Below are 12,029 nucleotides of genomic sequence, written 5' to 3'. Positions count from 1 at the left end.
GGTGGAAAAGCTAAAGAAGGGCCGGAGGGCAAAGGATGACGAAGGACGGGACGGAAGCCGTCGCTTTCGCGAAACCGGGGGGCGAAGCATGCGGCGCGGCGCGGACAAGGCCGATCGACCTCGCCCATCTCGCCCGCCAGACGCTCGGCGACCGCACGGTCGAAGAGGAAGTGCTTTCACTCTTCATGCAGCAGGCGGGAACGGTCTGCGAACAGATCTCGGCCGCCACGCCGGACGAACGCCGCAAGCTCGCCCACGGGCTCAAGGGTTCGGCGCTTGGCGTCGGTGCCTTCGCGGTGGCGGAGGCCGCTTCCGCGCTCGAGGGCGACCCGGCATCGAAGCTGTTCGTCAAGACGCTGTCGCGACGCGTCGGCGAAGCACGCGAATTCATCGCTGCGATCAGCCGCTGAGGCGCATCGTTCTCTGAGATCGGGCGATCACGGTCGCACGGTCCGCGATTTCATGTCGCCCTTGCATGTCGCTCCGGGGCGGTTGACTTGCCGCAGGGAGTGGTTATCTCGGCGGCAACACGAAATTGGAAGATTTTTCGGCCGTTACGGCCGGCGCCCCCAGATCGCTCTTCGGAACACTTCATGACCAAGATCACCATCATCGCCTTTGACGGCACGCCGTTCGACCTCGATGCCGAGAACGGCTCGACGGTGATGGAGAACGCCATCAGGAACGGCGTTCCCGGTATCGAGGCGGAATGCGGTGGGGCCTGTGCCTGCGCCACCTGCCATGTCTATGTGGATGACGCGTGGACCGGTGAGGTCGGCGAACCGGAGCCGATGGAAGAGGACATGCTCGACTTCGCCTATGACGTACGGCCGAATTCGCGCCTTTCCTGCCAGATAAAGGTGCGCGACGAGCTCGACGGGCTGATCGTGCGTGTTCCCGAGCGGCAGGGATAGGCCGCAGGCGGATTTCCCGTATCCCATGCCGGTTCCGGAACAGCATCGGGCGTCGGGCGAGCGCAAATCCGAACCAAGCCAGATTTTGCAGGGCCACGCGGCCGGGACGACAAGATGAGCGACATCACTAGGACAGACATTCTCGTTATCGGCGCCGGCCCGGTCGGCCTGTTCGCCGTTTTCGAACTGGGCCTGCTGGACCTCAAATGTCATCTGATCGACATTCTCGACCGATCGGGCGGCCAGTGCGCCGAACTCTACCCCGAGAAGCCGATCTACGACATTCCCGCGTGGCCCTCGATAACCGCGCAGGGCCTTGTCGACAAGCTGATGGAGCAGATCGAACCCTTCGGCCCAACCTTCACCTTCAACCGCATGGTTTCCGGGCTGGAAAGGCTCGAGGACGGTACGTTCCGCGTGACTACGGATGAGGGCGAGGTCTTCGAGGCCAAGGCGATCGTGATTGCGGCCGGTGGCGGTTCGTTCCAGCCGAAGCGTCCGCCGATTCCTGGCATCGAGGCATATGAAGGCACGAGCGTCTTCTATTCCGTACGGCGCATGGAGGACTTCCGCGACCACGACATTCTGATCGTCGGCGGCGGCGATTCCGCGCTCGACTGGACGCTGAACCTTCAGCCGCTGGCGCGCCGGCTCACTCTCGTCCATCGCCGGGCGGAATTCCGTGCCGCGCCCGACAGCGTCAACCGCATGTTCGCGCTGCACGAGGAAGAGAAGATCGGCTTCGAGATCGGGCAGGTGAGCGGACTGAAGGGCGAGAACGGCGAATTGCAGGCGGCAATCGTCAAGGGACCGCATGGAGAGGTCGAAATTCCCTGCACGCGCATGCTGCCCTTCTTCGGGCTCACCATGAAGCTCGGCCCGATCGCCGACTGGGGGCTGAGCCTGCATGAAAACCTGATCCCGGTGGATACGGAGAAGTTCCAGACGTCGGAACCGGGCATTTTCGCCGTCGGCGACATCAACTGGTATCCGGGCAAGCTGAAGCTGATCCTGTCCGGCTTCCACGAGGTCGCGCTGATGGCGCAGGCGGCCAAGCGCTACATCAGCCCCGGCGAGCGCATCGTCTTCCAGTACACCACCTCCTCCACCAGCCTGCAGAAGAAGCTCGGCGTAGTGGGATAGGTGCCGCGCCCGCCGTTGCTTTGCCGCCGGTTCATGGCATTGTAGGGAATCGGTGAAGCCAGCCGTGTAGCGCGGGTGACGGAGCAGGGCGAAAGGCGTGGATCGCATCTGGGTCAAATCCTATCCGGCGGGTGTGCCGGCCGATGTCGACATCGAACAATACAGCTCCGTTGTCGCGCTGCTTGAGGATAGTTTCGCAAAATACAGGGATCAAAAGGCTTATGTCCTGATGGATAAGGCCTTGACCTATGGCGATATCGACCGGCTCTCGACAGCCTTCGCCGCCTACTTGCAGGGTCTCGGGCTGAAGCGGAACGACCGGGTCGCGATCATGATGCCGAACGTCCTGCAATACCCGGTCGCTGTGGCGGCCGTGCTCAGGGCCGGTTTCATCGTGGTCAACGTCAACCCGCTCTACACCGCCCGCGAGCTTGCACACCAACTCAAGGATTCCGGCGCAAGCGCCATCATTATCCTGGAGAATTTCGCCCATACGCTGGAAAAGATCATCCGCGAGACGCCGGTCAAGCACGTGGTGCTCGCCAGTGTCGGCGATCTTCTTGGCTTTCCCAAGGGCGCGGTCGTCAATTTCGTCCTGCGCAGGGTGAAGAAAGTCGTGCCTGCTTTCTCGCTTCCGAACGCCGTCCGCTTCAGCGTAGCGGTCGCCAGGAGGACCGGCAAAGCCTTGAAGAAGCCGGAAATCCGTCCGGACGACGTGGCCGTGCTGCAATATACGGGCGGCACGACCGGCGTTTCCAAGGGCGCGGTGCTGCTCCATCGCACGATCATTGCCAATCTGCTCGCGTCGGAAGCCTGGATGATGCCTGCGCTGGAACGCCGGCCGATCTCGGGCCAACTCACCTTCATCTGCGCGCTGCCGCTCTATCATGTCTTCGCCTTCATAAGCTGCGCGTTGTTGGCACTGCGCGCCGGGGGGCTCAACGTGCTGATCCCGAACCCGCGCGACATTCCGGCGACCGTGAAGGAGATGGCGAAATACCGGTTCCATGCCATCCCCGGCGTCAACACGCTTTTCAACGCGCTTGCCGACAATCCGGATTTCAAAAAGATCGACTTCTCGCAGCTTCGCATCGCCAATGGCGGCGGCATGGCGGTGCAGGAGGCCGTGGCCAGTAAATGGCTCGCCGTCACCGGCTGCCCGATCGTGGAAGGCTACGGCCTTTCCGAGACATCGTCCGGCGTCACCTGCAACCCGACCGATTCGATCGCCTATACCGGAACCATCGGGCTGCCGCTGCCGAACGTCGATATCCGTATCATCGACGATGGCGGAAACGACGTGCCGCTCGGCGAACCCGGAGAGATCGCCATCAAGGGGCCGCAGGTGATGGCGGGATACTGGCAAAGGCCGGACGAGACCGCCAAGGCCATGACGGCGGATGGTTATTTCAAGTCGGGCGATATCGGCACCATGGACGAGCGCGGTTATATCCGCCTGATCGACCGCAAGAAGGACATGATCGTCGTCTCCGGCTTCAACGTCTATCCGAACGAGATCGAGGCGGTCGTTGCCGCGCATCCGGGGGTGATGGAAGCGGCTGTGATCGGCGTGCCGGATGGGCATTCCGGCGAGGCGGTGATGCTGTTCGTGGTGCGCCGCGACCCAAAGCTCACCAGCGAGGACATCGTCCAATATTGCAAGGCGAATTTGACCGGCTACAAGCGGCCAAGACATATCGAGTTCCGCGACAGCCTCCCGCACACCAACGTCGGCAAGGTGCTGAGGAAGGATCTGCGCGAAGAGGCGCTGAGGGCAATGGGGCAGCGGGCATGAACGGCAGCGGCGAAATGCGCTTCACGCCTGGCCGCGGCTTCGCGGACATGGCGGCGCTGGTCGGCTCCGATCTTGGCGTATCGAACTGGATCGAGGTCGACCAGACCATGATCGATCTTTTTGCCGAATGCACCGGCGACCGGCAATGGATCCATATCGATGTCGACCGCGCTCGCCGCGAAAGCCCGTTCGGTGCGCCGGTGGCACATGGCTACCTGACACTCTCGCTCATCCCGGTGATGGCCTACGAGATCGGCGCGGCACCCGAAGGCGTGGCGGCCTCCATCAATTACGGCCTCGACAAGGTACGTTTCCTGACGCCGGTCAAGGTCGGGTCACGGGTCAGGCTGCATTCGCACCTCATCTCCTTCGAGCGCAAGGCGCCCGGCCAATATCTCATGAAGCAGCGCCAGACGATCGACATCGAAGGCGGCGACCGGCCGGCGTTGATCGCCGAGACGCTTTCGATGTTGGTCGCGGGTTGATCCAGGGCTCTCGGGGAAAGAATTTTTGGCCCGGACAGGAGGGCTGGTTGTGACCGATCAGATTCGTTTTGACGATGGATCCGCCTATGAGCGGATGATGGGCGTCTGGAGCCAGCTGGTTGGCACCGCCTTCCTCGACTGGCTCGCGCCGCCTCCGGATTGGCGCTGGGCTGACGTGGGTTGCGGCAATGGCGCATTCACCGAGCTTGTTATGGAGCGCTGCGCCCCTGCCGACATACAGGCCATCGACCCGTCGGATGGACAATTGGCCTATGCACGGCGACGGATCACGTCCGCAAAGGTCGAATTCCACAAGGGCGATGCCATGGAATTGCCCTTCGAAGACAACAGCTTCGACGCCGCTGTGATGGCGCTTGTGTTGTTCTTTGTGCCCGAGCCGGCGCGCGGTGTGGCCGAGATGGTCCGCGTGGTACGGCCCGGCGGCTCCGTTTCGGCCTATCTGTGGGACATGCTCGGCGGAGGCTTTCCGATGGAACCGATACAAGCCGAACTGCGCGCTGCCGGTCTCAATCCGGTTCGACCGCCAAGCGTCGGCGTCTCGCGAATGGATGCGCTCCGGCAGGCATGGGTCGACGCCGGTCTGGACGACGTGAAGACCACGGAAATCACGGTAAGCCGTACGTTCGACGATTTCGACCAGTTCTGGTCGATCACGACCAGCATCGGGACAAGCCGGTCGCTGCTTGCGTCGCTGCCTGCCGATGAGGTGGGGCGCCTGAGGGAGCGCGTGCGCGCGCGCCTGCCGGCGGATGCGGCTGGCCGGATAAGCTATGAAGCGCGCGCCAACGCGATAAAGGGCCGCGTGCCCATCGCGGACTGAGGAGCCGGCATTCTTGCGGTTTGGCGGATCGCTGCAACGCTCAGGATAGCCAGTCCCTGAGCCTCGCTTTCCTTATGTCCTGAAGCAGGCGGACAAATCCTTCTGCCTGGAATTTCGCCGTAGCGCGGCCCTTTTCGGCGGTCGCAGCCGCCGCGTTCCCGACTACGCCATGCGGGTTGAGGTCGGCTGCGACCCAGGCGAAGGCGTGCTTGCCGGTTTGGCGCAGTAGATCGAATTCCTGTTCCGCCTCTAAAACGCGGGAAGGAAAATTCTCCGCCTTCGACATATCGACCATTTCCGGCCGGAAATGCAGCATCAATGACGTTTCTACGTCGCCGCCATGGATTCCGTAGCGTTCCTCCCAGGCCGAAAACAGACCCTCCGGCCGGCCGAAGCGCTCCCAACTCGTCTTCACCGCCATCATGGCGTGCCGCACGCGAAGCTCGCGGGTGACAATGCCCATCACCTCCTCGTTGCCGCCATGCGAATTGACGAAGACGATCTTGCGGATGCCCGCGCGCGCGATCGAAGCTCCGAGCTCCGTCCATGCCTCGATCAGTACCGTGGGTGAAAGCGTCAGCGTGCCGGGTTCGAAGATGTGCTCGTTCGATTTGCCGACCGCCTGGATCGGCAGGATGCGGACATCGAGTTCGACAGGCAACTGCGCGATCGTCTCGGCGAGCATGCCTTCCATGATCGCCGTATCGGTAGAGACCGGCAGATGCGGGCCGTGCTGCTCGATCGCGGCGACCGGTACTACCGCGATCACTGCCTCGGCATCGATGTCCGTGAATTCCGGGGCCCGGAAATCCCCCCACCAGACCCGGCGCTTGCTGTCGGTCATGCGGGCCTACATCGTCGCGCCGATCTGCCAGGGCACGAACTCGTTGTCGCCGTAGCCGAGTTCTTCCGACTTGGTGCGCTTGCCCGACGCGACGGCCAGTATCTCGTCGAATATCTCGTGGCCCTTCTCCGCCAGTGTGACGCCGTCGAGGATGTCGCCGCAATTGATGTCCATGTCGTCCTTCATGCGCTCGTACATGGGCGTGTTGGTGGCGAGCTTGATCGACGGCGTCGGCTTGTTGCCGTAGGCGGAGCCTCGGCCCGTGGTGAAGCAGAGGATATTGGCGCCGCCGGCCACCTGACCGGTTGCCGAGACCGGGTCGTAGCCCGGCGTATCCATGAAGACGAAGCCTTTTTCGTTCACCTGGTCGGCATAGTGATAGACAGCGTTGAGCGTGGTCGAGCCGCCCTTCGCCGCCGCGCCGAGCGACTTCTCCAGGATCGTGGTCAGCCCGCCGAGCTTGTTGCCGGGGGAGGGGTTGTTGTTCATCTCCATCTGGTTGCGGGCGGTATAATCCTCCCACCAGTGGATGATCTCGACCAGCTTCTCGCCGACCTCGCGGTTTTTCGCCCGGCGCGTCAAAAGATGTTCGGCGCCATAGATTTCCGGCGTTTCCGAAAGGATCGCCGTGCCGCCGTTCTTCACCAGAATGTCGGCTGCGATACCGAGCGCCGGGTTGGCGGTGATGCCCGAATAGCCGTCCGAGCCGCCGCATTGGAGCGCCAGCGTCAGGAGCGAAGCGGGCAGGGGCTCGCGATGGACGGCGTTGACGGTCGGCAGCATCTCCTTGACGAACTCGACGCCACGCTCGACCGTCTTCCTGGTGCCGCCGACCTCCTGGATGGTCATCGTGCGGAAGGTGTCGCTTTCGGTCACGCCATAGGCTTCCTTGAAGCGTGGGATCTGGAAGCCCTCGCAGCCGAGGCCGACCATGACCACGCCGCCCATATTCGGGTTGGTGGCATAGCCCCATGTCGTCTTCTTCAGCGTGTCGAAGATAACGCCGCGATAGTCGATAACGCAGCCATTGGCCTGCTTCAGCGCCACGATGCCGTCGATGTTGGGATAATCGTCCAGGATACCCGAGCGCTCGATCTCCTTGGCGATGAAGCCGGCCACGGTGGTCGAGCAATTCACGCTGGTCAGGATGCCGATATAGTTGCGGGTGCCGGCGCGGCCGTTTCCCCTGAGATAGCCCTGGAAGGTCGCCTGCTCGGAAACGGGGAGGACCGCTTCCGGCCGCGCCTCCTCGGCGAAGCGGTAATCGCGCTCGAAATCGTGCATGTAGACATTGTGCTCATGAACCCAGTCGCCGGGTTCTATCGTCGTCTTGGCGAAGCCGATGATCTGGCCGAATTTGCGGATCGGCGCGCCTTCGGCGATGCGCGTAATCGCGATCTTGTGGCCGAAAGGAATGCGCGCCTTGGTGACGACCCCGCTGCCGACATCCGCGCCGGGTTCGATGCGGCTCGCCGCGACGATCACGTTGTCCTCGCTGGAGAGACGAAGCGTTTTGGGGAGTTCTGCGGTAACGGTCATGACGGGCGTCCGGTCGGTCGGGTGTTTTCAACGAAGCGCGGGGTTTGACGCGCGGCTAACAAGTAGCCTTTCGAAAGAGATGTAGATAGTCTTTCACTGAAAATGTAGCCTGTTTCGACGCGACGCGTCGAGCGGGCACGAGGAAAGGAACCGAGAATCCACATGAAGAACAAAACGTTTAGGACGCCTTCGGGCAACGATATCACTTTCACCGAACTCGGCTTCGGCTCCGCCTCGATCGGCAATCTTTATCGCGCCTATACGGAAGAAGAGGCGCAGGCGACGATGAATGCGGCCTGGGACGCCGGCATCCGCTATTTCGACACCGCGCCCTTTTACGGTCTCGGCCTTGCCGAGACGCGCATCAACCATTTCCTGCGCGGGAAGCCTCGCGATTCCTACGTGCTTTCCACCAAAGTCGGCCGCCGGCTCGGCCTCTGCAAGCCGGAAGAGCGGGCTGGCATCGGCAAATTCTTCGATACGCCGACCCGCCGCGAGATATTCGACTATTCCTATGACGGCATCATGCGCTCGGTCGAGGATTCGCTGGAACGGCTCGGCATCGACCGCATAGATATCCTCTACGGCCACGATCTCGACGTCTACACGCATGGTAGTCAGGAGGCGGCCGACCGGCGCGTCGCTGAATTCATGGCCGGCGGCTACAAGGCGCTCCTGAAATTGCGCGAGGAAGGCTCGGTCAAGGCGATCGGCGCCGGCATCAATGAGTGGCAGGCCTGCCAGAAGCTGGCGGAGCAGGGCGATTTCGACCTATTCCTGCTTGCCGGCCGCTACACGTTGCTCGAACAGGAATCGCTCGAGACCTGCCTGCCACTGCTCCAGAAGCGCGGCATCGGCGTCGTCATCGGCGGAGCCTACAATTCCGGCATCCTTGCCACCGGGCCGAAACCGGGCGCTTTCTTCAACTACGATCCCGCCCCGCCGGAAATCCTCGACCGGGTGACAAAGATCGAGGCGGTCTGCAAGAAGCACGGCGTCAAGCTGGTGCAGGCGGCGTTGCGCTTCCCGCTCGTTCATCCGGTCGTCGCCTGTGTCATCCCCGGTGCCGCGCGTGCCAGCGAGGTGGCGCTCAATATGGAAACGCTGGCCGCGGCCATCCCCGCCGCGCTCTGGGCCGACCTAAAGGCCGCCGGCCTCATGCGCGCCGCCGCGCCGGTGCCGGCATAGCTGAAAATCACTGTGCATGTGGAGAGTCTTGTATCCCCACCCCTAGCCCCTCCCCACAAGGGGGAGGGAGACCTTGTGCCGGCCAGTCCGCCGGTTTGGCGGAAACGGTGATGAAAGCGTCTCCCTCCCCCTTGTGGGGAGGGGACAGGGGTGGGGGTATCGGGACGCACCGGAAATGATCCGAGGAGAAATCAGCGATGCGCATCGATGCCCACCAGCATTTCTGGAACACGGCGCGTGGCGACTATGGCTGGATGGCATCGCTGCCGCCGGACGCGCCGATCCTGCGCACCATTCTGCCGCCTGTGCTTGAGCCGCATCTGAAGCGCTTCGGTATCGACCGCACTGTGCTTGTCCAAGCCGCGCCGAGTGTCGAAGAGACGGAATATATGCTGGGCCTCGCCGATGCGACGGATTTCGTCGGCAAGGTGGTCGGTTGGGTCGATTTCGAGAAGCCCGAGGACAGCAGGCACCTGGAGCGGTTGGCGAAGCATCCGAAATTTTCAGGCGTCAGGCCGATGATCCAGGACATTGCTGACCCCGACTGGATGCATCGGCCGGACGTGCAATGGGGCTACCGGGCGCTGATCGACCTCGACCTGACCTTCGACGTGCTCGGCTATCCGATCCATCTCGACAATTTCCTGCGGCTCTTCGATCGCTACCCTTCAATGCGCACGGTGGTCGACCACTGCATGAAGCCCGTCATCCGCGAAGGGCGGTTCGACGACTGGGCGGCCGGTATGGAGAGGATCGCACGGCAGACGCCGGTGTTCTGCAAGCTTTCCGGCCTCGCAACAGAAGCCGCGCCCGGCTGGACGATCGAGACGCTGCGCCCCTATGCCGAGCACGTGCTTGCCGTATTCGGGCCGGGGCGCGTCATGTGGGGATCGGACTGGCCGGTGCTGGAAATGGCGGGTACCTATGAGGGCTGGCGCAAAGCGGCCGAAGCCATCGTCGGCAAGGGACCGGCATTCGACAAGGTGTTTGGCGGAACGGCGGCGGAATTTTACCGCATCGAGTGAACGGCAGCGCGCCGGCGGTCAGCCCAAACCCGGCTTTTTCCGACCTTTGGGTGCTCCCTCGCACTGACGCCGCTGGAGCGAATGGTTCATGGCGTCGATACGCCCGAGCGCCTTGCGCGCCTCAAGCTGGTCCTTGCTGCGGAAATCGGGCGCCAGAAATGCGCCGAGCGGCTCGTGCTTCAGATAGGGCCTTTCGCCGGGCTTTTTCCCTTCGGGCAGGGCGTCCGGCGAACCGTAGCGGGCCACCAGCGTGTTGCGCTGGGATATCAGTTCCTTGCACGGAATATTGTCGAACTGGGTCGAACTGACGACCTCCCGGTTCGTGTTGCCCACCATGTCGGCGCAGGCCGTGAGTGAAACGAGCGCCGCCGCGGAGACGGCGAGCATGACGATCCTGCCTGTACCCGGCATTATCGGCGGCTTTGCTCCTCGCATCGAACGGCTCCTGCGCGAATCTGTGGCGCTTCGCGCCGGGAACGCAACATGCCGTACAATTGCGGGATGTGCAAAGCAAACAGATGTGGCTGTCAGGCAGCGCCGGCGAGTTCCCGCATCGCCTCCGCCGCGATTTCGAAGGAGCGGACGCGCGCGCTGTGCTCGAATATCTGGCCGGTGACCATGATCTCGTCAGCGCCGGTCGCCCTGGCGAAGTTTTCCATGCCGCGCCTTACCGCTTCCGGCGAGCCGACGACCGTGCAGGAAAGCGCCTGGTCGATCATGGCTTTCGCCATTGGCTCAAGCGTTTCGTAATAGCCGGCGACCGGGGGCGGAAGCTGGCCGGGGCGGCCGCTTCGCAGGTTGACGAAGGCCTGCTGCTGTGAGGTGAAAAGCAGGCGCGCCTCCTCGTCGGTCCCGGCGGCGAAGACGTTGAGGCCGAGCATGACATGCGGCTTCTGAAGCTGTTCGGACGGCTGGAAGCGTTCCCGGTAGATTGCCGCGGCGCGTTCCATCTCCGCCGGCGCAAAGTGCGAGGCGAAGGCGTAGGGCAGGCCGAGCATGGCGGCAAGCTGAGCGCCGAACAGGCTGGAGCCTAGGATCCAGATCGGAACGTCGAGGCCCGCGCCCGGCACGGCGCGTACCCGCTGTCCCTCTTCAACGGGCTGGAAATAGCCCATCAGTTCGACCACGTCCTGCGGGAAGGCGTCGACGTCGGAATGGAGGTTACGGCGCAGCGCCCGAGCCGTCAGCGGATCGGTGCCCGGCGCACGGCCGAGGCCGAGATCGATGCGGCCTGGAAAGAGCGATGCCAGCGTGCCGAACGCTTCAGCCACCATCAGCGGTGAATGGTTGGGCAGCATGATGCCGCCTGCGCCTACCCGGATGGTCGAGGTTCCAGCCGCGACATGGCCGATGACGACCGAAGTCGCAGCACTTGCGATGCCCGGCATGTTGTGGTGCTCGGCGAGCCAATAACGCCGGTAGCCCAACCGTTCGGCATGCCGCGCGAGATCGAGCGTGTTTTTCAGCGATTGCGCGGCATCAGAGCCTTGCGGGACGGGCGAAAGGTCGAGGACGGAGATCGGTATCATCGCGCGAATATAGGGACAGGTGCGGGGACTGCAATCATGTCGCTTACGAGAGCGATTGCGGCAGATTGGGAGACCGGAATGGTCCAGGTCACAAATAAGTCGGATATTCAGGAGTTTGTATCGAGGAGGCGCTGGCGCTTCGATTGCAGGGCCATTTCCTTGCAAGCCCGGCAAATAGCACAACCGATGCGGGCGCAGCGGGGTGCCTGGAATGGTAGTCGACTGGAATGAGACGCTCGCCAAGCAGGCGAGCCTTGTAAGGCAGATGTCGCAGAATGTGCTGGTGGCGCTGGCCGGGGCAAGCCTGACGCCGGAGCAGGTGTCGGAGATCGACGCTTCCGTGCGACGGTGCGCAGCGAATTTCGATCGTATCTCCTCGATGATGGACGGACAGGGGGTGGATCGTTCGTCGGCGGCGAAGGCCGAGGCCATTCGCGGCATGTGGCAGAACCTTTGCCTGGTCACGACCGATCGCCTGCATCATGCGCAGGCGGCGAACGAGGAGGGCGGCAAGCCCCTTCGCCTTGACGAACAGGTATGAGCGCCGGACGGCGCCAAGCGGCAACCTTTCTCGCATCGACCGCTTCCTGGCCATGCGTCGCGGCGTCTGCGCACGCGAGACGCTTGACAGATTTGCACTGAAATGGAATTAATATTCCACTCAATTGCAGTAATGGTATAAAAGTTCCATTATGTGCCGAATTGGGAAGGGGCGGAGCTTGCCGC

Annotated in this window: 13 protein-coding genes; 9 read left to right on the top strand and 4 right to left on the bottom strand. The window is 62.9% G+C overall.

Features of this window, described 5'->3' with window-relative positions; all coding sequences use genetic code 11:
* Positions 1 to 35: 35 nt before the first annotated feature.
* The 6 genes from RBH77_RS15655 (at position 36) to RBH77_RS15630 (ending at position 5,178) form a co-directional block, all read left to right on the top strand.
* Entirely contained in the window at positions 36 to 410 is a 375-nt protein-coding gene (locus RBH77_RS15655) for an Hpt domain-containing protein (protein ID WP_311028516.1), read from the top strand.
* A 183-nt stretch (positions 411 to 593) separates the two neighbouring features.
* Entirely contained in the window at positions 594 to 914 is a 321-nt protein-coding gene (locus RBH77_RS15650; protein WP_311028515.1) for a 2Fe-2S iron-sulfur cluster-binding protein, read from the top strand.
* 114 nt (positions 915 to 1,028) lie between these two features.
* On the top strand, positions 1,029 to 2,057 hold the full coding sequence (locus RBH77_RS15645; RefSeq protein ID WP_311028514.1) for an NAD(P)/FAD-dependent oxidoreductase: 1,029 nt from the start codon (positions 1,029 to 1,031) through the stop codon (positions 2,055 to 2,057).
* Positions 2,058 to 2,154: 97 nt separating this feature from the next.
* Positions 2,155 to 3,852, top strand: coding sequence for a long-chain-fatty-acid--CoA ligase (locus RBH77_RS15640; protein WP_311028513.1), 1,698 nt, complete (start codon positions 2,155 to 2,157; stop codon positions 3,850 to 3,852).
* Entirely contained in the window at positions 3,849 to 4,337 is a 489-nt protein-coding gene (locus tag RBH77_RS15635) for a MaoC family dehydratase (protein ID WP_311028512.1), read from the top strand. The genes RBH77_RS15640 and RBH77_RS15635 overlap by 4 nt, the downstream gene beginning before the upstream one ends.
* A gap of 49 nt (positions 4,338 to 4,386) precedes the next feature.
* On the top strand, positions 4,387 to 5,178 hold the full coding sequence (locus RBH77_RS15630) for a class I SAM-dependent methyltransferase (RefSeq protein WP_311028511.1): 792 nt from the start codon (positions 4,387 to 4,389) through the stop codon (positions 5,176 to 5,178).
* Between the two features lie 40 nt (positions 5,179 to 5,218).
* On the opposite strand, the gene RBH77_RS15625 is transcribed toward RBH77_RS15630, so the two are convergent.
* The gene (locus RBH77_RS15625; protein ID WP_311028510.1) at positions 5,219 to 6,022 is read right to left on the bottom strand and encodes a creatininase family protein; all 804 of its coding nucleotides are present in this window, start codon (positions 6,020 to 6,022) and stop codon (positions 5,219 to 5,221) included.
* 6 nt (positions 6,023 to 6,028) lie between these two features.
* The gene (locus tag RBH77_RS15620) at positions 6,029 to 7,561 is read right to left on the bottom strand and encodes a UxaA family hydrolase (RefSeq protein ID WP_311028509.1); all 1,533 of its coding nucleotides are present in this window, start codon (positions 7,559 to 7,561) and stop codon (positions 6,029 to 6,031) included.
* 162 nt (positions 7,562 to 7,723) lie between these two features.
* On the opposite strand from RBH77_RS15620, the gene RBH77_RS15615 reads away from it, so the two are divergent.
* Together RBH77_RS15615 and RBH77_RS15610 are read left to right on the top strand one after the other, a co-directional pair.
* The gene (locus RBH77_RS15615) at positions 7,724 to 8,749 is read left to right on the top strand and encodes an aldo/keto reductase (RefSeq protein ID WP_311028508.1); all 1,026 of its coding nucleotides are present in this window, start codon (positions 7,724 to 7,726) and stop codon (positions 8,747 to 8,749) included.
* Positions 8,750 to 8,946: 197 nt separating this feature from the next.
* On the top strand, positions 8,947 to 9,774 hold the full coding sequence (locus RBH77_RS15610; RefSeq protein ID WP_311028507.1) for an amidohydrolase family protein: 828 nt from the start codon (positions 8,947 to 8,949) through the stop codon (positions 9,772 to 9,774).
* Between the two features lie 18 nt (positions 9,775 to 9,792).
* Here RBH77_RS15610 and RBH77_RS15605 read toward each other — a convergent pair whose 3' ends face one another.
* Positions 9,793 to 10,185 (bottom strand): hypothetical protein, encoded by a 393-nt coding sequence (locus RBH77_RS15605; RefSeq protein WP_311028506.1) that lies wholly within the window; start codon positions 10,183 to 10,185, stop codon positions 9,793 to 9,795.
* 116 nt (positions 10,186 to 10,301) lie between these two features.
* On the bottom strand, positions 10,302 to 11,303 hold the full coding sequence (locus RBH77_RS15600; RefSeq protein ID WP_311028505.1) for an LLM class flavin-dependent oxidoreductase: 1,002 nt from the start codon (positions 11,301 to 11,303) through the stop codon (positions 10,302 to 10,304).
* 211 nt (positions 11,304 to 11,514) lie between these two features.
* Here RBH77_RS15600 and RBH77_RS15595 point away from each other — a divergent pair, with 211 nt between their 5' ends.
* On the top strand, positions 11,515 to 11,844 hold the full coding sequence (locus RBH77_RS15595; RefSeq protein WP_311028504.1) for a hypothetical protein: 330 nt from the start codon (positions 11,515 to 11,517) through the stop codon (positions 11,842 to 11,844).
* The last annotated feature ends 185 nt before the right edge of the window (positions 11,845 to 12,029 follow it).

The organism is Mesorhizobium koreense (assembly GCF_031656215.1).
In the GTDB taxonomy this organism is placed as follows: domain Bacteria; phylum Pseudomonadota; class Alphaproteobacteria; order Rhizobiales; family Rhizobiaceae; genus Mesorhizobium_L; species Mesorhizobium_L koreense.
The sequence above is the reverse complement of the archived record's forward strand: the minus strand, read 5'-3'. Positions and strand labels throughout refer to the sequence as shown.